Below are 21328 nucleotides of genomic sequence, written 5' to 3' on the forward strand. Positions count from 1 at the left end.
ACATCCCTTTCAAATTTAGAATTAATGATGTTTCAAAGCTATAAAGTAAATGATTGTTTTCATACTATAAAACAAAAGGAAAGCCACTATTACTTTCTCGAATACTTTATGAACCCACATATACTTCTCTTCATTTTTTCTGAAGATGCGCTTCATCATTTCTTCTACAATTAGACCAAATATTAGTAAAACCCCTAACACAATAAGAAGAGAAATAATATTTTCTTTTACATGAGTACTAGAAAATAAGTAATACTCTGGAAACACAATCGCATCTACTACAGGTTGCACCCAATGACAAACGCTTTTATCACACATATCTGTAATAGACGTAGAATCTATAATGTCTTTCAATATTTTTTCAATCGTCTTCTTCATCTCATTTACTCCCCACTACGTCTGAAAAGCTTTTTTCCTGCTCTACATATATAGCTGGCATTTCTTTACTCCAATATTTGCGGTTAACAAATAAGAAGATGAGTACTAAGTTTAATCCTGTTATAAAAATAATAAGTCCTGGGAAAAAGGTCGTATAATTTGAGAAATCTGCAAAACTCATTATTTCTTCTTTATTTATTAAATAAGAAGCGCCGATTACAAATGCATTGTTTAACATGTGAATAGCAATTGGCATAAGTAAACTATTCGTACGAATATATACGATTGATAGTACAACGCTAAATACTACTGCGCCTAGGAAATCAACATGTAACAACGCAAACAACATCGCTACTACAATAATCGCTATACTCGTTCCCCATTTTGCTGCAAAGCGTTGCAGTAAAAATCCACGAAAAACAAATTCACCAATAATTGGTGCAATGAATACGACCATAATAAATTGATATACATATCCCCCTGTACTATCTATAATCGGTTCACGTAATGCGTTCATAATAAATTCCGGTGTAATCCACGCAAAGCTATACATGTACAAAATAAGATACCCGTAACTAAACACGCATAACATAATCGTAATGTATAAAACTTGCACCAGGTTAAATGTTTCATTTTTATTAACAAATAATGAAAATGAAACACGGTGTTTTCTATATTCATAAAAAATCCATATAATCGGAAGGATGTAGAATATAAGAATATTTATAAAAGTAGAATTTTGCATATGAAATGTATTTTCTATCAATTCATTACTGACTCTTGCAACTAAAGTTAATAGTGCAAATACAATTAAAAAATATCTAGCTCGCATCGTTTGAAACGGATTCACACTCATCTCCTCCCCTATGTTCTTTTATCATATCATTTGATTCTTAATTTTTTGCGAAAGAAAACCTTAAAATTTCCTTAAAAATTCCATAAATTATAGAAAGATGATATGATATTCGAGGAAATTAGGAGGGATTTTTTATGTACCAAGCAAATATTTTGCTCGTTGATGATGAAACAGCAATTTTACAATTACTAACTACCATTCTTGAAAAAGAAGGTTTTTCTCATATTACAACTGCAACATCCGCTGAAATAGCTTTATCTCTCACCGCGCAAAACGATTACGATTTAATTATTTTAGATGTCATGCTTCCTGGACAATCTGGTTTTGATATTTGTCCAATCATTCGCGAAAAAACAGATTGCCCTATCTTCTTCCTCACAGCCAAAACATCTGATTTAGATAAAATATCTGGATTTTCACACGGTGCAGATGATTATATTACGAAGCCATTTAATCCACTTGAAGTAGTCGCTCGTATGAAAGCACAACTCCGAAGACATATAAAACAAGCAGTACCACACGAACAAAAAGCAAACTTCAGTTCATTTGGTAGATTTGAAATTGATCGATATTCCGCAGAACTTACAGTAAATGGACATGTTGTCGAATGTTCCGCCCAGCTATTTCAGCTATTACTCTTCTTTTGCGAGAATCCGAACTACGTATTTTCGAAAGAAGAAATATACGAAAAAGTTTGGGGAGCACCTGCCTATAATGGCGATGATAATACCGTTATGGTTCACATTCGAAAACTACGTGAAAAAATTGAACAAGACCCTAGTAAACCAGAATATATAAAAACCGTTCGCGGACTTGGCTATAAGTTCATTACAAAGTAAGGTGACGATATGAATTTTAATAAACGACTTATTATCCAGTTTATCCTGCAACACGTATTTGTTTTAGTTACATTACTGCTTGCTGTAGTAGCTGCTTTCACTTATTTAATTTTCCTTGTTACTAGTACTTCATACGAACCGAATATTCCAGATGCTGATAATTTTATGATTGCAAGATATATCTCTTCAGAAGATGGCGATATTTCGTTAAAAGCTGAAGTAAAAGACTTAATTAAAGAAAAAAATGATTGGATTCAAGTTGTAGAGGAAAATGGAAAAGTTCTCTATCACTTTAATACGCCGAGTGACGTACCGACATCTTATACGAGAACATCTTTATTCTCGTATATACAGAATCATATAGAAAGCCCTTATACATTTACATATTGGGAAATTGAATTAGAAGAAAAGAACGTACTTGTTATATACGGTGGTATGTTAAAAAGCAATGTATTACTGAAAACAATACAGAAAGAGCACCCGTCTGTATCTACGGATTCGTTCATATTAACAGAAGAGGAAAAACAGTTACTTTCTAAAGAAAAAGCAGCACTTCAAATCTTTAATAGTGATGGCGAAGAAGTATTCTCCTATCCAGATGGAAAGAAAAAAACGTTTTCTGTCATACAAGCTGCTCTTAGCGAAAAGGAACCGTGGAATCATAAAGAAAACACGTCTAGCTTTTACGACACAAATAGCAATCATCTTCTTGTTGTAACTGCCAAAAATGAATACTACTACCCAGATGATGAAATAGACGATGTATTTACTAAAAAGTTTCTAATCGGATGCGGATTAATCCTTCTTATCGTATTTGTTTATTTAGTCATTCTTTCTATTTGGTACGGTAATAAATTCGGAAAACCGTTACTCCATGCGATGCGCTGGCTTAAAAACATCGCTGGTGGAAAGTGCGAAGAACCTGTTAGTAAAAAAGGGAAACCTGTCAGGTTCCGGCGATCTGGTAAAGAAAAATGGTCATTCCGCTTATTTAGTGATGTGACAAATTCACTAGAGCACCTTTCTATTACACTCAAAAAAAATGATGCGATGAGGCAAGTACTGCAGCAAACACGTGAAGAATGGATTACCGGTCTCACACATGATTTAAAAACACCACTTAGTTCTATATATGGCTACGCATTATTACTAGAATCACAGCAATACAACTGGACTGATCGCGACATTCAACAATTCGGCAGCGTTATGAAAGAGAAATCTCAATATATGACGACATTAATCGATGACTTAAGCTTAACGTATCAATTAAAAAATAACAGTCTTCCTGCGCAGCACGTAAACATTGAAATGAATCAATTCGTCCAAAAAGTCTTATTACAATTTATTAATAATCCGACACTTCAAAATCAAAATATTGAATTCGTACCAAGCTCAAACAAAATTCAATATTTCATTGAAGAAAAATGGTTCCAGCGTATTATCGAAAACTTACTAGTAAACGCGGTAAAACATAATAATGAAACGACTAATGTCATAGTAAAACTTTCGCAAAACGCTACTTCATTCACACTCTCTATTTCAGATAACGGAAAAGGGATGGATGATAAAACGAAAGAGCTTCTATTTGAACGATATTACAGAGGAACAAATACAGAAGAAAGCAACATCGGAACGGGACTTGGCCTCGCCATTACGAAACAGCTCGTTCATGCTCATAACGGAACGATTTCTATCGATAGCGAACTTGGAAAAGGAACAACGATTATACTTGTGTTCCCGTTTCATTCGTAGAAAAGACGCTAAGTGGCGTCTTTTCTTTTTTCATTTCTAGGGAGCATCGGTAAATGAAATTATATCGGCGATTTTCTGAATATATCGGCGTAACTCAAAATATATGAGCGATTTTCAAGTTATATCGATTTACCGACAAAAATCGGCAAATATAGCAACCTATATGATAAGAGCAGCTGTTTCATATTTCGTAAAAACAACGATTCAACAATCGGGGTTTTTACGAATTAAAAAAGCGAACCACTCAGTGGCTCGCTTTTCTTTCTATTATTTCTTCTTCACCGGTATCCAAAGTTCAATTTGAGCGAACTCACTTTTATCTGCATGGGAACGTTCATCGTATAGCTCAAACTCATTAACGCCGCAATGTTCGTATCCTGAATGCGGGAACCATTCTGAGAATACTGCATTCCACGTTTGGTGAATAGACGATACCATTTCTTCATGAGGAACTTTCGGTGTTGTAAATACGGCATATGTTGCTGCTGGGAAAGTACGCTTTGCAGCTTCATTTGGTACATTTTCAAAGCCTGTAACTTCCATTCCGATAATATAAGTGAAATCGCCCGTTTCTAAATTAAAATCAGTACATAATCCAAGCTCTACCCATTGGCTCGTATCTTTACGATTCGGAATCGTCGTTCCAAGGTCTTTTTGTAAATATTCTTGCCAAAATGCTGGGATGTCTTGATGGTTTTTCCCTTCTTTACTTGTCGTCTTCAGTTCATAACCCGCCATTAAAAATTCTGGTTTATTTACAATACGATATTCCATTTGTATGCCTCCTAAATACGGATTTAATTTTCTTTGCTTTACATTCACGCTGTAATACATCGGTGTTTCAATTTCTTGTTTTCGATATTCACTCGGTGTCATTTGAAATATTTTTTTAAAGGCTCTCGTGAACGTTTCGTGAGATTGAAAGCCATGCTCAAATGCGATATCAATAACCTTTTCATCCGTATGAGAAAGTTGATAAGCTGCCCGGGCTAACCTCCTCTTTCGAACATACTCCATTACTGTATCACCTACTAACGCCTGAAATACACGATGAAAATGCGACTCAGAAAAACCTGCAATGCGAGCTAACTTACGCAGCGTCTGTTTTTCCATTACATCTTCCTCAATATAATCAATGGACCTTTGAATTTGTGTTTCATAGCTTTCCATCTCTGTTCACCCGCCTTATATGTATTATGATAAAAGAGAACGCAATCCAATTCTTGACGTTTTTTACTATAATTCCATAAAAATTGTAACTTTTTTATATGTATTTCGTTGTTATGTATGAAGGGAGGGAAATGTAGTGAAACGCAAACAATCATTAGAAGAGATTTACTCCGAACATATGCAAGATTTATTTCGCTATCTTCTCTCCCTAACCGGAGATTCCCACTACGCGGAAGATCTCATGCAAGAAACATTTTATCGAATGCTCGTCCATATTGACTATTATAAAGGAGAAGAAATTAGGCCGTGGTTATTTACAATTGCCTACAACGCCTTTATCGATTGGTATCGAAAAGAAAAAAGATATAAAACAACGACAGTTGAAGAATTCCATTTACCAAACGTACCAAGTACAGAGCATGCTTATTTCGTAAAACATGAGATTGCTAGTTGGTTAAACAGCTTATCTTCTCTTCCCCTTGAAAGACGAAATGTCCTGCTACTACGAGATTACTACGGATTCTCGTATAAGGAAATAGCAGAAATGACTGGTCTCTCACTAGCGAAAGTGAAAATTGAATTACACAGGGGACGAAAAGAAACGAAAAGCATAAAGGAGTGATCAGGATGGGTTGTACAGAGTTTAAAAAACTGTGGGAGAAATACGAAAATGGAACGCTCACGCATGATGAACAAGAGCAGTTAGAAAGTCATATTGAGACATGTGAAGAGTGTGAAGTGTACTTAGATGCGTTGCTTTCGAAGAGTGAACCGATAAAGAAAAGACTACCGCCACAAAATCTGAAAGTCCCATTTTGGAAAATAAAATGGAAACAGCGTTGGCAAACCGTTAGTTTTGTCCTTGCCGTTTGTATAGCAATCTATTTTGTTGGCCATTTTTCATCTTCTTTTTACTTCTATAATATGAAAAAATTAGCTGAAGTAGATGAGATTCCAGCACTCGCACTAGAAGCGACAATGCCAAATAGTCGTTCCGCTGGAGGCAGTACAAAGATTAAACCGTTTTTCCGTACAGAAAATGAAATGGATTTATATAAAACGGTCGGCAAAAAAGAATTTCCAATTGGGACAGTAACAACGCGTAGTTTCTTATCATCTGTAGCTATCACAAATCAACCTTGGGCAAACAGAGCCTATTCAAAAAAACTTTCCTTTGTTCATCCAAAAATCAAGGAAGAAGCTTCTTTGAAAGAATCATCTAAAAAAGTTTGGGATACACTTGGAAAGATACACGAGGGAACAGTTGCAGAAGTAGCGCTATCTTTTGACAAACCTTATACGTTACAAGAAGTTGAATCAATTCTCTATAGCGCATTTGAAGCACAAGAAATGCCGCCAACTCCTTTATGGTACGCTTTAGACACAGGACAAGAAAGAATAAATGAAGACGATTTTATCTTGCACAGCGGAGAGATTATCGGATTTCGAGAACATATAGACCTTCCTGATAGTGAAGCAGAGCAACCGAAAACAAAAGAAGGTGAAGTAATCGAAATGATGCGCATTCTTTCTGAACATAAAAAAATTGTGAGTGAAGCTACTCGGACTCGTGAAAAAGATCTGAACTTAGATAAGCGCTATCAGTACGTAAAAGATAACGGCGTTAAAGTATACGGCATGGTCATTACTGGCCCGTCGAAAGAGTTATTAAAATTACAAAACTCACCTCACGTTCGTTATGCGACTCTTGGGGATATTGAGGTTTGGAATTGGTTTGATCAGTGATGTGGGAAAAGTAGAGCATCTAGGGGTGATGCTCTTCTTTTTTATTCCCTCTCAACAAACTCCCAAACTAAAAATACTGCACATAGATAGGAAAGCCCAATAACTAAAAAACTATAGCTTGCCCCTCTGTACCAATTCGATGATTCATTTAAAATGATTCCCATAATTGCTATACCGACCAATGCACCAATTTGACGATTTACATTTAAAGTTGCCCCAGCCATATTCCCATTTTCACGACCGGCAGATTTCATCACAATTGTAGTCATGGCAGGTACCGCGATACCTATCCCAAGGTTAACCATACTATATATAACTGCAATTCCTATATAACTCACATTATTTACTACAAGCATTAATAATACAGACCCTATACTAGCTATAAATAACGCTATGAATAATAACGACTTTGAGCTAAACTTAGTCACCATTTTTGCAAATAATAAATTTCCAATAACAAATACACTCATCATTGGCAATAGTTGTAGTCCTGCTACAAACGGGCTTGCTCCATATGCTTTTTGCAAAAAGAGCCCAAACATAAATATGCCGCCAAATAAAGAAAAGTTTAATAGAAATCCAACTATATTTGCTGAGGAAAACGTCTCGTTCTGGAACAATACTCTTGGTACAACCGAGTTTTTTGATTTTCGTTCTGCATAAACAAAGAGAATAGCAGTCAATACCGTTCCCACTACTCCTCCTAATATTTGAAACGAGGACCATCCATAACTTGGACCTTCAATTAGAGTAAACGCCAATAATGTTATTGTAATTATACCGATTAAATGATTCGCTACATTTATTTTCTCCTTTTTCGGTAAAACCTTTGGAATAATTACAAAGGCCATTAAAATACCAATCATCCCGATTGGTAGGTTTATAATAAAAATGCTTCGCCAGCCAAATGTATTTACTAAAAGGCCACCAATAAAAGGACCCGTACCAGAAGCAATGGAGACAATTGCGGACCATATACCAAACATTTTAGCTCTCTTCTTTTCATTCGGAAATGATACTACTAATAAACTAAGTGAACTTGGCATAAATAAAGCTGCTCCAACACCTTGAATTATCCGTCCTATGACAAGAGTGTTCCCCGTTGTAGCAACCGCACATAAAAGAGATGCAAATACAAAAATAATTAAACCAATCATATATATTTTTTTTGCTCCAAATCGATTGGCCAACGCCCCTCCAACTAGTAATAATGCCGCAAAAGATAAAATATATCCGTCAACAATCCATGTCGAACTATACAATGTCAGTCCTAATGTTTCTTGAATATTCACCACCGCAACATTTACTACTGTTACGTCTAATGTTGCCATAATAAAACCCATTGCCAAAGTTATTAAAATGACGATACCTGATTTCTCTTTTGTTTGAACATCTAAATTTCTACTAGCCACTCCATTCACTTGCTAACTCCCCTCTCAAAAATTAGTAATTTACCTATATATTCCTTTAGGACTATAATAAATAAAGTACTTTATTTATAAAAGTACTGATTTTTTATATAGTACCTATACTTTTATATAGTGAGGAGCGTTTATATGGAAAATATAAATGAAGAAATTTTATTAAAATGCCCCATTGAAAAAACAATGTCTGTAATAGGTGGCAAGTGGACTTTCTTAATTTTAAGAGATTTGTTTTATAGTCCTAAACGTTTTGCTGAGCTTGAAAGATGCCTAAACGGTATTAGCCCACGCACTCTATCTCTTCGCTTAAAAGAACTTGAACAAGAAAATATTATAAATAGAACAATCTACTCAACTATGCCACCTCACGTGGAATATTCACTAACAAAAAAAGGCGAAACACTCCGTCCTATTTTTGACGCGATGAAGGATTGGGGAAACGAGTGGAAAATATTAGATGAATAGAAAGAAGGTATCATCTTATGTGATGATACCTTCTTTCTGTTAATCCGAAACCACTTTCACATACATCCCTCTCACCGCTTTTTCATAAGCGCTATCACTCATCCGTCTTATGTTTTCTGACACAACAGACGATGGAACGACTTCCCCTTCACGAAGTAATGGCGGATCAATAAGGCGTACTTTATTGTTCTGATATAAATCATAATCATTTCTATCTTCTTTTACTTTTACATTCGGATGAACTTTGCTTAATAGAGCATGCACTTCCGGATCATCACATTGCTGCAATTTCGAAATAAGCGAATCATCTTCAAGAAGAAAATCATCTGCATGAATAACCTCTTTATGCAGAGCTAACTTTAGCGTCTTAGTTAACATATCATTTCCATAACTATTCATTGGTTGCATAAAGAAATCGATGACTTCTTTGTAATACGTTTCTGTAAACCACTCTGCCATTTCGATGTTTTGAAGGACCATTTTTCCGTTTACTTCAATTACATCTTCTAAAAAACTGTGAGCTTCTTCTAAAGAAATATACCCATATGTATACATATCTCGTAACGTATAATCCACTCGATCTGCGCATAATTCGGGCGCTGACCTTTCCAATAACGTCCACTTTGAATCATCTAATAAAATATCTTCATAGTTATAGCCATACTTTGCAAGAATCGCTGGAATTTCTGAGTTTTTCACAACAGAACTAAATATCTCTTCATGATAACTTTCATTTCTATTATCAAAAACGTAATCAATCACATGAGAAAAAGCAGTATGCGATACGTCGTGCAGTAAACCTGCAATTTGCTCTTCTACTGAACCACCTAGCTTTTTAACTAACAACATAACACCAACTGAATGATCAAAGCGCGTTACATTCCATTCCTTGTTCACTAAATAACTTGCGCCAGTTTGATGAATACCTTTTAGTCTTTGCACAGACTTACTTAAGATTAATTCTTCTAACACTTGATCCACTTTAAATTCTCCGTATAGTATATCTGATATGATCACTTATAATCCCCCTCTATCTTAGCCGCCTCTTATAATCGTACCTCTTTTATAAAATCAACACCAACGAAATTTTTAAATTCGAATATATTTATATTAAATTGAAAATGTTATATATTATACATGTCTGTTATTTGTTTTAATTCATTTGTTTTTATTGAGTGCTCCTTATATGGAGCCTTTTTTTATTTGTAAAAATAGAGAGCCATTAGCTCTCTATTACATACACTTATTCAAACGTAACTTCCACCTGTACAATCTCTGATCTACTTCCAAGTCTAAGCGGTGGTCCCCAGAATCCGAAACCAGACGAAACAATCGCGTGGAATGCACCTTTTTGTGCGTATCCCCAGTCTAGTTCGTACATTCTTCTCGTTACAATATGATTCGGCGCCATTTGTCCGCGGTGCGTGTGGCCGGATAATAATAAATCGACGCCAGCATCCGCTGCTTGTTTCAACTCAAATGGTTGGTGATCCATTGCAATAACAGGCATGGATTTATCTACCGTACTCATTAAACTTTCAAAGCTTTGGCGATCTCGCTCTGTTTTATCTCTTCTTCCAACGATATAAAAATCATCTTCAATTGTAATCACTTCATCTAACAGCATACGAATATCAATCTTATCCATCTCTTGTAAAAATTCAGGAACCGCTCGTCCGTAATATTCGTGGTTTCCTAACACACCATATACGCCTAGTGGAGCTTTCATTTGTTTCATAATTGGTCCCATATTTTTTTGAATGAACACACCTGGATGATCATCGATAATATCTCCTGGCAGTAAAATAATATCAGGCTCCATTTCATTTACATGACGAACAAGTCTTTTTAAATGCGAAACGCCAGATAATTTACCAAAATGCATATCAGAAGCCATCGCAATGCGTAAGCTTTTACGTCCCTCTACTTTTTTCGGTATGTGCACCTCGTATTTTCTTACTACCGGGCTATATGCGTTGAATACTCCATACGCAAAGATAAAAATAAATGCAGCTAACACAGCCGCCCCTGTCCAAATAATTGCCGCTTCTTTCTCCACTGAAAACTGTAAAAGAAAGACCATGATATTAGCTAAAGGCAATAACATAAGCGCGTATTGTATAACCGCAAACCAAATCGAACCTATCGTTCGTAGAAATGGCAAAAACTTAAACACTTGTACGAGAATGTACGCATAGGAAATGAGACCAACTATGAAAGCGTAATATCCCCAAGACTCCCAGCCAAATACCGTGCTAAGCCAAACCCATCCGTTCCAGCCGATGTAAAACATAAGTAGTGTGTATACAAGTAACATAGTAAATATATTGAAATAACGACGATTCTTCACAGCGTGCCTCCTTATTGATTTCTTCTATTATATCTTGTTATGCACGTTAAACGTAAATATTAAGCACTGCAATCTTCACAATAAAAACCCCTAATTGCTAGACGCAAATCTAACAATTAGAGGTGCAATTCAAAACAACATTCCTTTTACAGATTTTCGTTATAGAAACTTGTTAATTTTTCAACTGCAATTTTTACTGGTTCTGGTTGATCGTATAAATCGTAGTGACTCGCACCTTCCACAACAAGTAAATCTTTTTTCTCTGAAGCTGCTTTCTCATACAGCTCATGACCATCTTTATAAGAACCGAATGCGCCTTGCTTGCTGCCGACAATAATTTGCAGCGGCTGCGTTAATAACATATCTGCTAAATGGAACGCATCAAAACCAATTACCGATCCCATGCTCGTAAAGTTTAACTTATTTGGCGAGTTCACACTTTGACCTCGCGGCGTTGTATAATACTCAACCGCCTCTACAATATCTATATCCGTCATACCAGCTGCTTCTAATTCTTCCTTATTTTTAGGAATCCAGTTCGTAATCATCGCCTCTGCTCCGCGTGCTTCAGCAGTACGTTGTTTACCAATTGCCTCTAACACACCAATCGGGTTAGACTCACGATTTAAACGACCGATATTTGCACCAACAACTGTACCAACCGCTTTAATACGGCGCTCTGTCATAGCAGCATTTACCGCATAACCACCGCCTGCACAAACACCTAACACACCGATACGTTCTTCATCTATATAAGGTAGAGTAGTTACATAATCTACTGCTGAGCGAATATCCTCAACTCGCGCAGCTGGCTCTTCCATATATCTCGGTGCACCTTCACTTTCACCTTGATACGATGCATCAAACGCAAGCGTTACATAGCCTTGTTCTGCTAACTTCTCCGCATACAATCCTGCTGTTTGATCCTTACAGCTACTACCTGGATGCACACAAACAATCGCTGGATTGTTTTTCTTTTCTTCCGCACCTTCAGGAATGTTCAAAATACCTGCAACTTGTAAACCTCTTGCATAAAATCGTACATTTTCCTTCGTAACTGCCATATATAAAACCACCTTTATCTCATTTTTAATTTTACACTTGTGAGAGTTATTACTCACGTGTATATTTATAATAAAGCGAGCAACCACTTGTTTCAATGACCACATTTACGCATTTGGGTCATAATACACACATACAGAAATATGTGTATCAATAACGGAGGAACACGATATGGAGAAAATCGATCGAAGAATTATAAAATCACAAAACGCCATTCAATCGGCATTTATAGAAATGTTAATTACAGATGGTTTCGACGAAATTACCGTAAAAAACATTACCGAAAAAGCAAACATCGGGCGAAAAACTTTTTACTTACACTATCTAGATAAGTACAATTTATTAGATAAAATTGTGGACGATCATTTGGACCAATTAAAAGAAATATGCTATGAGAAACAAAACAAAGGGTTTATAGAAGGAACGATCATATGGTTTGAATACTTCAAAGAACACAAACCATTTTTTGCGGCGTTATTTAAAAGTAATAGCACATTATCATTTCAGAAAAAGTTCCTAACGTTCATCATGGGTGAACTAGAGAAAAAATTAAACACAAATACGTCAGTAAATAAAAACATTGATAAACATATCGTTTTAAAGTTTTTAGGAACGGCTGTAATGGGCATTTTGGAATCTTACGTATTGGATGAAATTGATAGTGATGTTGAGTATGTTGCGACGCAAGTTGGGGAGTTGATGAAGAGGAATATATAAACAATACAGCGGCGATTCCCTTGAGAAAGATTCATAAAATTTCATTATACAAAACTCACCTGTGCAATTATGCATAATCATCTCTTCCGTTTTATTTTCATGTTACGATATAAATGGAATACGACATATATCGACAAAAAATAAAAGGAAGTGATTGCATGAAACGTTCTAAAACATATTTAAAATGTTTAGCATTATCCGCTGTTTTTGCTAGTAGCGCTTTAACCCTTTCAACACCGGCTGCTTACGCTCAAACGACATCACAAGTTGTAACAGATATCGGGCAAAATGCCAAAACACATACAAGCTATAATACATTTAATAATGATCAAACTGATAATATGACAATGTCTTTAAAGGTAACTTTTATTGATGATCCAAGTGCCGATAAACAGATTGCTGTTATTAATACAACTGGTAGTTTTCTAAAAGCAAATCCTACTATAAGTAGTGCGCCTATTGATAACTACCCAATCCCTGGCGCTAGTGCAACATTACGCTATCCTTCACAATATGATATTGCATTTAATCTTCAAGATAACAGCGCTCGCTTCTTTAACGTAGCACCTACAAACGCTGTAGAAGAAACAACTGTAACCTCTAGCGTATCTTATCAACTTGGTGGTTCTGTTAAAGCTTCTGCAACACCAAATGGGCCTAGCGCTGAAGCTGGCGCAACTGGTCAAATCACTTGGTCTGACTCTGTAAGCTATAAACAAACAAGTTATAAAACAAACTTAATTGACCAAACAAATAAAAACGTAAAATGGAACGTATTCTTTAACGGATATAACAACCAAAACTGGGGTATTTACACACGTGATTCCTACCATTCTTTATATGGAAACCAACTGTTCATGTACTCTCGCACATACCTATATGAATCTGATGCAAAAGGTAATTTAATACCGATGGATCAACTTCCAGCACTAACAAATAGCGGTTTCTCACCTGGTATGATTGCTGTTGTTATCTCTGAAAAGAATACAGACCAATCTAACTTACAAGTCGCTTATACAAAACACGCTGACGACTACCAACTTCGTCCAGGCTTCACATTCGGAACTGCAAACTGGTTTGGAAACAACGTAAAAGACGTTGATCAAAAAACATTTAATAAATCATTCACACTAGATTGGAAGAATAAAAAGTTAGTAGAGAAAAAATAAAAAAACCGAACCGCTATTTAGATGGTGGTTCGGTTTTTTATGTGAACAGCAAACTTTTCATTTCTTTTAGGTAAAAATATACAATATTCATTTTTTCGTAACACAATCATCCTTATCCCCCGAATCAATATCTACTGATAAAATATATTATGTTATTGTACTGCTTCCGCGCGGCTTACCGCTTCATCTGGAACCCAGCCCTTATCTGCTCCAACTGAAATATTTTCTTGAATTAAACTATTAACATACTTCGCACCCCAATAATTTTTTTAAGCAGCACATTTTTTAGTAGTTTCATATTTTCATTTGTTTGCTCTTTATAAGTTTTAAAATTAACATCGTATGTATCAGCTGCTTCCATATGAATATACGCAACACAATCCCTTCATTGATAATAATTATCAATGAAGTGTAAAAAATATCATTTCCTACACAAATATGCCTTTCGCTCATTTTTAAACAGTAAATAATGCGCCGTGTGAACTTTTCTTTCCAAATAATCAATAGAATACGAGCTTGATGGATCGACTAAATCACCTATCGCACCTGAAAGATGATCGATTACTTGCTGCAGTATTTCTAAGTTTTTCTTCTCACTTTCAGCGTTCATTTCATCCATAATGTCACAAATAAGGTATTGAACTCTCCGTAAACGTAATTCCTTTTGCTCCACGTATATCTCCTCCTTATTAGTCATATTACGGTTTAAATATATGGGGCTATAGCTTAACCAATTCTAAAAAATACAAAGGCAACCACCTTCATAAAGATGGTTGCCCCCCATTTTTAAACTTGCATCGCTTTCTCTTTTAACGCTCTTCTTAACAATTTACCTGTCGTATTCTTTGGTAATTCTGTTAAAAACTCGATACTCTTTGGTACTTTATATTTCGCTAAATGTAACGTGCAATAATGCATCAGTTCTTCTTCTGTTACTTGAGCTTGTTTCAAAACGACGTATGCTCGGACTGCTTCTCCTAAGTTTTCATCAGGAACGCCAATTACGACAACTTCTGCTACAGATTCGTGTGTATATAATACTTCCTCTACTTCACGAGGGTATACGTTATAACCGCCAACTAAGACGATATCTTTTTTACGATCAACGATATAGAAGTAACCTTCTTCATCCATTTTCGCTAAGTCACCTGTATACAACCAACCATCTTTCAATGTCGCTGCTGTATCTTCTGGCGCGTTATAGTATCCTTTCATAACGTTAGGCCCGCGAACAATTAATTCACCGACTGCGCCAACAGGTACTGCTTCCCCAAGTTCGTTCACAATTTTGTTTTCTACATGCCAAATATTTGTACCGATTGATCCTGGTTTACGCGGACGATCTAGCGGATTAAAACAAGTAACTGGTGATGCTTCCGATAAACCGTATCCTTCTGAAACGATTACGTCAAAACGTTTTTCAAAGTTTTGCAGAAGAGCAACAGGCATTGATGCACCACCTGAAATACAAAGGCGAAGCGTCTTCACATCTTCTGCGCTTGCTTCTTCGAATAAATATAAATAATTGTACATCGTCGGTACACCAGCAAAAATCGTTGGCTCATACGTACGACAAATACGGAATACTTCTTTCGGACTAAATTTCGGTAACATTAAAATAGTTGCTCCGTTCACAATCGGTGCATTTACCGCCACTGTTAAGCAAAATACATGGAACATCGGCAGTGCCGCAACGACGCGATCATCAGCCGTATATTGTAAATATGCCGCCACATCGCTCGCATTACTATATAAGTTTTTATGTGTTAACATCGCACCTTTCGGTTTTCCAGTTGTACCTGAAGTGTATAGAATAACCGCTACATCTTCTTCATCTAATTCTGGGCCTTCAAAAGTTAAATCTCCAGCCCCTATCATTCTCGTAAACGTTTTCATTTTTTCGGTTTCTGTATAGTTAAAATCTGATGAGGTTTCGCATATGATGATGTTTTCAAGTGAAGGAAGTCTTGTTGTAAGAGATTGTATAACAGGTAGAAGGACGTCGAGTACGATGATTGTTTTTACATCTCCATTTTGTAAAATATAATGCATTTCGTCTGCTGTATAAATTGGATTAACTGGAATAACAGTTGCTCCAGCTTTCATTGTTCCGTATAAACCGACCAAAAAATGTGGTGAATTTCCAACAACTAATGCGACATTGTCCCCTTTTCCAATGCCCATTTCTGCTAAATTGCTAGAAAACCTTGTGACCATTTTGTTTAATTGGTCATATGAGACCGACTGATCCATAAATATATAAGCCGGTTTATCCCCCTTCTTTTTCGCCGTTTCAGCCAAAGATTGAACGAGATTCACACAAACCCCACCTTTATAAAATTTAGAATATTTAAAAATTCTAAATTAATTATATTAAAAGAAAATTAAAGTAGCAAGTGATATTCCATTAACTGCATATACAAGGATCACCTCCTGTTGATTCACTTTAGAAAAATAAGGGAATTCTATTCGCCTACACATTATGAAACTAAGGCTAAAATCATTTCAGGATAATATGCACTCATCTTTTCACTAAGTTTTTCTAGTTCCTTTTTATTCAAGCTCGTATGCTCCCCATACAAGTTGATTGCATCCGCTCCGTGTTCATGAAAAAACAATGTTACATATAATGTCGGTAACCCGGTATTGGCCTCATCTATTGACAAGACAAGATCTGGCGTTTTATTCATCGTACTAAAAGCTTCATTTCTTTTCCATTTCTTATTTTGAAACATAGCTTGTATATCAGCTATCTTTCGTTTATTATCCGTATTCGTAAAGTATATAACATTATCCTTCCCTGGCTTTCCAATCGATAAAAGTGTGCGACTTGAGGAAGTTTCATCGTTACAAGCTGTCATTCCGATGACGAAGCTGAGCAATAATGCAACGTACATTACCCTTCTCATTTCAATTCGCCTCCTTTTGAATATATATATTCCTTTATGAGAGGCAAATGTCCTGTGATTTTATGATGAGTGAAATTATATCGGTGATTTTTAAAATATATCGACTTACCGATAAAACGTGACAATCTACGCAAAAATAAAGAGGCTGCCCGTTACGGCAGCCTCCCTTATTTTTAGAAGAATAAATGTAAGAAATCTTCTGTTGTAATATTACCGAAGTAGCGTTTGATATCTACATCTTCTAAAGCTACAGTGAATGCATCTTTATCAAATTGTACGCCTGTTAGACGCTCTTCAATGTCATGGACATCTAGTGAACCGAAGAAGTCACCGTAAATTTTACATTCTGTTACTGTTCCTTTTTTCACTTCAAGACGAACGTCAACTTGTCCAACTGGGAAGCGGTGTGAATGTTGTAAGTTGAACTTCGGAGATTTTCCGTAGTTCCAGTCCCAATTTTGGTAACGTTCTTCAGAAAGTTTATGGATCTCTTTCCAATCATTTTCTGTTAATTCGTACGTCGGAATTTCTGTTTCCCCTTCGAAAATTGTTTCTAGAAGAAGTTGTCTAAACTCTTCTGTCGTCATTTTTTCGTTTAGGAACTCTGTAATGTTCGCAACGCGGCTACGGATTGATTTGATTCCTTTTGATTGGATCTTATCCATTTTTACTTTTAACGCTGATACGACGTGATCGATTTCAGAGTCAAATAGTAACGTACCGTGACTGAACATACGACCTTTCGTTGAGAACTGCGCGTTACCTGAAATTTTTCTGCCTTCAGCTAAAATGTCGTTACGACCACTTAGTTCTGCATTTACGCCTAATTTACCAAGCGCTTTCGTTACAGGTTCTGTAAATTTTTTGAAGTTGCTGAAACTGTCTCCATCATCTTTCGTAATAAAGCTGAAGTTTAAGTTTCCTAAATCATGATATACTGCACCTCCGCCTGATAGACGACGAACGACATGAATTCCTTGTTCTTTTACGTAATCTGCATTAATTTCTTCTACTGTGTTTTGGTTTTTACCAATAATAATGGAAGGTTCGTTAATGTAGAACAGTAAATATGTTTCGTTAATATCTAAATTCTTCACACAATATTCTTCAATTGCTAAGTTTATTCTAGGATCTGTAATCCCTTTATTATCAATAAATAACATCGTATCACCTCATGAGTTCCAAATGTAACCACTATGCGCTAGCGTAATATGGCCACTGAAAATTTGTTTTGCTTCTGTTACTAAATCAGATGTGTTTCCTGTATGCGGTAAGTGCGTTAATAAAAGTTCTTTTACATTCGCATCTTTCGCAATACTTGCCACTTCTGTACTATTCATATGCCCTGCTTTTGCAGCCTCTTGATGTGCATACATATTACACTCACAAATGAAAAGATTAGCATCTTTTGTGAATGGAATGAATTCAGGAATATAACTTGAATCAGCGCTATATACTACAGCGTCACTACCAGCTGTAATACGCATCGCAAAGCATGTAACAGGATGAACAGTTTTTAAGAATGAAATCGAGAACGGTCCAATTTGAAGTGTTTCTTCTGGATTGTACGCGATTCCTTTCGTATGTGGTTCATGCGTTAAAGAATGGAATCCATTCTCGTCAAACGTATGACCGTATATTGGTAATTCCGGTAGTTGCCCCTTTGTCGCACTTGTAATTAATCTCGCATATTGCAATACCCCAATGTCTGCAACATGATCGTGATGATAGTGTGACAGTACAACTGCATCTATATCAGATGGTGTTATATATTTTTGAAGCTGTGCTAGTACACCACTACCACAGTCTACAAGTAAACGAAAACCATCGTGTTCAAACAAATACCCCGACGTTGCGTCTCCCGCTTCTGGAAAGCCGCCCCAAAAGCCGACAACAGTCATTTTCATATGTATCCATCCTTTCTAAAACCGAGTAGGAATGCATGTTTCACTTACATTCTACATTGTTAACTATAATCCATTTCCTAAACTTTTTCATTATTTTTCACTTTTGTTATAAAACAGTTATTGACTTTTGTTTTTTGTACTAATACAATGATAGTAAGAAATGGAAATGGAGGGATTGACATGATCGATCAACCAATGGAGTTTTTCAGAAATTTACCGACGAAAACTTGTGCACATTGCGGGAAAGAAATTGATGAGCAGCACGAAGCATACCATAACAAATGTGACGATTGCGTTCACGAAGAATAGTAGTTTGTGAACATAAAAAAACCTAGCAGACATAGTCTACTAGGCTAATAACATCGTATCCTTCTTCATCGTCGAACCTTTCACCAAGAGCTCCAGTTCAAACTCATACAATTCTTTTTTTCGATAATTTTTCGTATGGATTTTATCCATCATCAGGTCAACAACTTTTCGGGCCATCTCATCGATTGGCTGTTCAATTGTCGTAATACCTGGCTCTGTAATCTGTGATAAAATTTGATTATCAAAACCGATAACAGCGAGATCATCTGGAATGCTCCAGTCATGGCGTTTCGCCTCTGAAATAATTCCAGCTGCTACTTCATCGCCTCCTGCCAAAATCGCGGTAGGATTTTTTTTGTCCTTTAATACTTCATGGAATATTCTCTTTCCATCATCCCAAGAGAAAGCGTTTTCAAGAAAATCGATCGCTTCTACTTGGCGGCTCTTCTCAGTTATTGCACGTAAAAAGCCCATTTTTCGCTGCTGGCTAACCACTTTGGTTTCGTTACCACGACAAAAAATAAGATTACGATATCCTTGTTCTAACACATGCTTAGCAGCTATGTATGCTCCTTGCGCATGATCAAACTTCACTGTTGGAACATTTGCTTCCTCAATATATTCATTACATAACACGATTGGACCGTGCTGTAAGTATGGCTCTACATCTTCCCACGGATTTTCTAGTGAACATAGAATAATCCCATCTACTTGTTTCGTAGATAATAATTGTAAATACTCCATCTCTTTTTCCGGTAAATATCTTGTTTGACAAATAATCAGTTTATATTTATGTTCAGAAGCAGCAATCTCGATTGCTTCAATAAATCTACTGAAGAAAGGATTTGTAATCCTTGGAACTAGCACCGCAATTGTTTCCGTCTTTTGTTTACGAAGCCTTCTCGCCGCAGAATTAGGAACGAAACCTAAATGCTTCATTGCTAATTGAACCCTTTTTTTCTTCTCATCTGAAACATATGGATGATTATTAATCACCCTAGAAACCGTTGTCCTTGATAACCCCGCTAATTTCGCCACGTCCTCTATAGTCGACACGAAATCCTCCCCCTTTGCATGAAAACGTTTTCTTAAACTGATTATATAGTATATTATTGGAAACTGCAATATGGGTTGTTATGATTTTACTATATTAATATTATACATAGGAAAAAGTCTGTTAATGGGAGGAGAGTTTATACTACTTTTAGAAGTTTATAGTAGGCATATTCATAAAAGATAAAGGGGAATTTTCATGAATCGGACAGATCGTTTGTTAGCTATATTAATTGAATTACAAAGAAGACAAACTGTTACAGCACAAAGCTTAGCCGAAAAATTCGAAACAAGTATAAGAACTATTTATCGAGATATGGATGCACTTAATGAATCGGGTGTTCCTATTTTTTCAATGCCTGGCCAAGGTTATTCATTAATGGATGGTTATTTCTTACCACCTATTCAGCTTACACCTGAAGAGGCTGTTACTCTTTTACTAGGCGGTGATTATATCGAGAAAACTTTCACTTCTTCTTTTTCTGTACATGCAAAATCGGCAAAAGAGAAACTTGAGGTTGTCCTCCCTACTGATCAAAAAAAGAAAGCCCAGGAATTACGGGGAACTTTTCGTTTCCTTTCTCCTATATTTTCACACAAACAATCTGAACAAGAAAAACTTGAAAAACAACTTATCCTGTTGCAAGAATCTATCCAAAAAGAACAGGCTATCTCTTTTTCTTATCGTAAACCAAGAGAAACTACAAAAATAAAACGGACCGTTCATCCTTACGGCTTAGTCAATATTTCTGGAATTTGGTACGTCGTTGCCCATTGTTTACTTCGAAAACAAATACGTAATTTCCGCTTAAATCGAATGGAGGAATTACAGCGAGAACAAGAATTCTTTACAAAACCCGAAGACTTTTCTTTGCAAAAATATCAGCCTGAAAGCAACCGTACTGTGATGATTCATTTATTATTCCCAGCCCATATTGCACATAAAATTATTGAATCACGATACTTCTTTATCGATTCATACGAGCATAGAGAAAATGGTTTTCACGTCTTTTTGAAATCAAGAAACATAGACGAAGTATTTCAATGGGTATTAAGCTGGGGAAGCCAAGTGCAAGTACTTGAACCAAACGTTCTATCTGAGAAAATCCGTGATGAAGCAAAGAAAATGTTAAAACTTTAATTTTTTTATTTCACTACTGACATAATGTTGTCAGCATTAGTTCTTTATAGTAGGTAGTAACAAATACATTTTCATAAAAAG

Annotated in this window: 22 protein-coding genes and 1 pseudogene; 9 read left to right on the plus strand and 14 right to left on the minus strand. The window is 36.0% G+C overall.

Annotated features, from left to right (window positions below; translation table 11 throughout):
* Positions 1-21: 21 nt before the first annotated feature.
* A complete protein-coding gene (locus DN392_RS06680) occupies positions 22-378 on the minus strand; it encodes a hypothetical protein (RefSeq protein ID WP_064448996.1) in 357 nt (118 codons plus the stop codon).
* Between the two features lies 1 nt (position 379).
* The gene (locus tag DN392_RS06685) at positions 380-1228 is read right to left on the minus strand and encodes a CPBP family intramembrane glutamic endopeptidase (RefSeq protein ID WP_001067969.1); all 849 of its coding nucleotides are present in this window, start codon (positions 1226-1228) and stop codon (positions 380-382) included.
* Between the two features lie 140 nt (positions 1229-1368).
* On the opposite strand from DN392_RS06685, the gene DN392_RS06690 reads away from it, so the two are divergent.
* The gene (locus tag DN392_RS06690) at positions 1369-2073 is read left to right on the plus strand and encodes a response regulator transcription factor (protein WP_000283856.1); all 705 of its coding nucleotides are present in this window, start codon (positions 1369-1371) and stop codon (positions 2071-2073) included.
* A 9-nt stretch (positions 2074-2082) separates the two neighbouring features.
* Positions 2083-3825: a sensor histidine kinase gene (locus tag DN392_RS06695; RefSeq protein ID WP_149237960.1), complete on the plus strand. Its 1743-nt coding sequence runs from the start codon at positions 2083-2085 to the stop codon at positions 3823-3825.
* Between the two features lie 267 nt (positions 3826-4092).
* Here DN392_RS06695 and DN392_RS06700 read toward each other — a convergent pair whose 3' ends face one another.
* Positions 4093-4995 carry an AraC family transcriptional regulator gene (locus DN392_RS06700; protein ID WP_149237961.1) on the minus strand — a complete coding sequence of 301 codons (903 nt, stop codon included), beginning with the start codon at positions 4993-4995 and terminating at the stop codon, positions 4093-4095.
* 136 nt (positions 4996-5131) lie between these two features.
* Here DN392_RS06700 and DN392_RS06710 point away from each other — a divergent pair, with 136 nt between their 5' ends.
* Both DN392_RS06710 and DN392_RS06715 read left to right on the plus strand, forming a co-directional pair.
* Positions 5132-5617, plus strand: a complete 486-nt coding sequence (locus DN392_RS06710; protein WP_064448998.1) for an RNA polymerase sigma factor — start codon at positions 5132-5134, stop codon at positions 5615-5617.
* Between the two features lie 5 nt (positions 5618-5622).
* A complete protein-coding gene (locus DN392_RS06715) occupies positions 5623-6741 on the plus strand; it encodes an anti-sigma factor (protein WP_064448999.1) in 1119 nt (372 codons plus the stop codon).
* 41 nt (positions 6742-6782) lie between these two features.
* Here DN392_RS06715 and DN392_RS06720 read toward each other — a convergent pair whose 3' ends face one another.
* The gene (locus DN392_RS06720) at positions 6783-8162 is read right to left on the minus strand and encodes an MFS transporter (RefSeq protein ID WP_064449000.1); all 1380 of its coding nucleotides are present in this window, start codon (positions 8160-8162) and stop codon (positions 6783-6785) included.
* A gap of 135 nt (positions 8163-8297) precedes the next feature.
* Between DN392_RS06720 and DN392_RS06725 the strand changes: the two genes are divergently transcribed.
* Positions 8298-8630 (plus strand): winged helix-turn-helix transcriptional regulator, encoded by a 333-nt coding sequence (locus DN392_RS06725; protein ID WP_064449001.1) that lies wholly within the window; start codon positions 8298-8300, stop codon positions 8628-8630.
* Positions 8631-8669: 39 nt separating this feature from the next.
* Here DN392_RS06725 and DN392_RS06730 read toward each other — a convergent pair whose 3' ends face one another.
* The 3 genes from DN392_RS06730 to DN392_RS06740 form a co-directional block, all read right to left on the minus strand.
* Positions 8670-9647 (minus strand): HD domain-containing protein, encoded by a 978-nt coding sequence (locus tag DN392_RS06730; protein ID WP_064471089.1) that lies wholly within the window; start codon positions 9645-9647, stop codon positions 8670-8672.
* Between the two features lie 226 nt (positions 9648-9873).
* Positions 9874-10980 carry a metallophosphoesterase gene (locus DN392_RS06735; RefSeq protein WP_149237962.1) on the minus strand — a complete coding sequence of 369 codons (1107 nt, stop codon included), beginning with the start codon at positions 10978-10980 and terminating at the stop codon, positions 9874-9876.
* 146 nt (positions 10981-11126) lie between these two features.
* Positions 11127-12044, minus strand: a complete 918-nt coding sequence (locus DN392_RS06740) for an alpha/beta hydrolase (protein ID WP_149237963.1) — start codon at positions 12042-12044, stop codon at positions 11127-11129.
* Between the two features lie 169 nt (positions 12045-12213).
* Between DN392_RS06740 and DN392_RS06745 the strand changes: the two genes are divergently transcribed.
* Both DN392_RS06745 and cytK2 read left to right on the plus strand, forming a co-directional pair.
* Positions 12214-12759 (plus strand): TetR/AcrR family transcriptional regulator, encoded by a 546-nt coding sequence (locus DN392_RS06745; protein WP_064471091.1) that lies wholly within the window; start codon positions 12214-12216, stop codon positions 12757-12759.
* A 158-nt stretch (positions 12760-12917) separates the two neighbouring features.
* The gene (cytK2, locus tag DN392_RS06750) at positions 12918-13928 is read left to right on the plus strand and encodes a beta-channel forming cytolysin CytK2 (RefSeq protein ID WP_149237071.1); all 1011 of its coding nucleotides are present in this window, start codon (positions 12918-12920) and stop codon (positions 13926-13928) included.
* 152 nt (positions 13929-14080) lie between these two features.
* Here the strand turns inward: cytK2 and DN392_RS06755 are convergent.
* The 6 genes and pseudogenes from DN392_RS06755 to DN392_RS06780 all read right to left on the minus strand — a co-directional run.
* Positions 14081-14250 (minus strand): annotated as a pseudogene (locus DN392_RS06755) (S-layer protein); the annotation flags it as partial.
* Between the two features lie 99 nt (positions 14251-14349).
* A complete protein-coding gene (locus DN392_RS06760) occupies positions 14350-14601 on the minus strand; it encodes a hypothetical protein (RefSeq protein ID WP_000435468.1) in 252 nt (83 codons plus the stop codon).
* A gap of 113 nt (positions 14602-14714) precedes the next feature.
* Entirely contained in the window at positions 14715-16247 is a 1533-nt protein-coding gene (locus tag DN392_RS06765; protein ID WP_149237072.1) for a fatty acid--CoA ligase family protein, read from the minus strand.
* A 161-nt stretch (positions 16248-16408) separates the two neighbouring features.
* On the minus strand, positions 16409-16837 hold the full coding sequence (locus DN392_RS06770; protein WP_098189620.1) for a hypothetical protein: 429 nt from the start codon (positions 16835-16837) through the stop codon (positions 16409-16411).
* Between the two features lie 173 nt (positions 16838-17010).
* Positions 17011-18000, minus strand: a complete 990-nt coding sequence (locus DN392_RS06775; RefSeq protein ID WP_097908043.1) for a lipoate--protein ligase — start codon at positions 17998-18000, stop codon at positions 17011-17013.
* 9 nt (positions 18001-18009) lie between these two features.
* Positions 18010-18744: an MBL fold metallo-hydrolase gene (locus DN392_RS06780; protein WP_088121591.1), complete on the minus strand. Its 735-nt coding sequence runs from the start codon at positions 18742-18744 to the stop codon at positions 18010-18012.
* A gap of 180 nt (positions 18745-18924) precedes the next feature.
* Between DN392_RS06780 and yhfH the strand changes: the two genes are divergently transcribed.
* Entirely contained in the window at positions 18925-19053 is a 129-nt protein-coding gene (gene yhfH, locus DN392_RS06785; protein ID WP_000567010.1) for a protein YhfH, read from the plus strand.
* 39 nt (positions 19054-19092) lie between these two features.
* On the opposite strand, the gene DN392_RS06790 is transcribed toward yhfH, so the two are convergent.
* Complete coding sequence (locus DN392_RS06790) at positions 19093-20109, minus strand: LacI family DNA-binding transcriptional regulator (RefSeq protein WP_088062396.1); 1017 nt, start codon at positions 20107-20109, stop codon at positions 19093-19095.
* 196 nt (positions 20110-20305) lie between these two features.
* On the opposite strand from DN392_RS06790, the gene DN392_RS06795 reads away from it, so the two are divergent.
* Positions 20306-21247: a helix-turn-helix transcriptional regulator gene (locus DN392_RS06795; RefSeq protein ID WP_098189618.1), complete on the plus strand. Its 942-nt coding sequence runs from the start codon at positions 20306-20308 to the stop codon at positions 21245-21247.
* Positions 21248-21328 lie beyond the last annotated feature (81 nt).

It is taken from the genome of Bacillus sp. BB51/4 (assembly GCF_008368845.1).
GTDB classification, from domain to species: Bacteria; Bacillota; Bacilli; order Bacillales; family Bacillaceae_G; genus Bacillus_A; species Bacillus_A wiedmannii.

What these genes read in the sequence shown, in the direction of transcription:
- DN392_RS06745 (WP_064471091.1), top strand. Translation starts at nt 12,214, where the DNA reads ATGGAGAAAATCGATCGAAGAATTATAAAATCACAAAACGCCATTCAA.
- DN392_RS06775 (WP_097908043.1), bottom strand. Translation starts at nt 18,000, where the DNA reads ATGTTATTTATTGATAATAAAGGGATTACAGATCCTAGAATAAACTTA.
- DN392_RS06695 (WP_149237960.1), top strand. Translation starts at nt 2,083, where the DNA reads ATGAATTTTAATAAACGACTTATTATCCAGTTTATCCTGCAACACGTA.
- DN392_RS06690 (WP_000283856.1), top strand. Translation starts at nt 1,369, where the DNA reads ATGTACCAAGCAAATATTTTGCTCGTTGATGATGAAACAGCAATTTTA.
- DN392_RS06680 (WP_064448996.1), bottom strand. Translation starts at nt 378, where the DNA reads ATGAAGAAGACGATTGAAAAAATATTGAAAGACATTATAGATTCTACG.
- yhfH (WP_000567010.1), top strand. Translation starts at nt 18,925, where the DNA reads ATGATCGATCAACCAATGGAGTTTTTCAGAAATTTACCGACGAAAACT.
- DN392_RS06780 (WP_088121591.1), bottom strand. Translation starts at nt 18,744, where the DNA reads ATGAAAATGACTGTTGTCGGCTTTTGGGGCGGCTTTCCAGAAGCGGGA.
- DN392_RS06795 (WP_098189618.1), top strand. Translation starts at nt 20,306, where the DNA reads ATGAATCGGACAGATCGTTTGTTAGCTATATTAATTGAATTACAAAGA.
- DN392_RS06715 (WP_064448999.1), top strand. Translation starts at nt 5,623, where the DNA reads ATGGGTTGTACAGAGTTTAAAAAACTGTGGGAGAAATACGAAAATGGA.
- DN392_RS06725 (WP_064449001.1), top strand. Translation starts at nt 8,298, where the DNA reads ATGGAAAATATAAATGAAGAAATTTTATTAAAATGCCCCATTGAAAAA.
- DN392_RS06700 (WP_149237961.1), bottom strand. Translation starts at nt 4,995, where the DNA reads ATGGAAAGCTATGAAACACAAATTCAAAGGTCCATTGATTATATTGAG.
- DN392_RS06740 (WP_149237963.1), bottom strand. Translation starts at nt 12,044, where the DNA reads ATGGCAGTTACGAAGGAAAATGTACGATTTTATGCAAGAGGTTTACAA.
- DN392_RS06770 (WP_098189620.1), bottom strand. Translation starts at nt 16,837, where the DNA reads ATGAGAAGGGTAATGTACGTTGCATTATTGCTCAGCTTCGTCATCGGA.
- cytK2 (WP_149237071.1), top strand. Translation starts at nt 12,918, where the DNA reads ATGAAACGTTCTAAAACATATTTAAAATGTTTAGCATTATCCGCTGTT.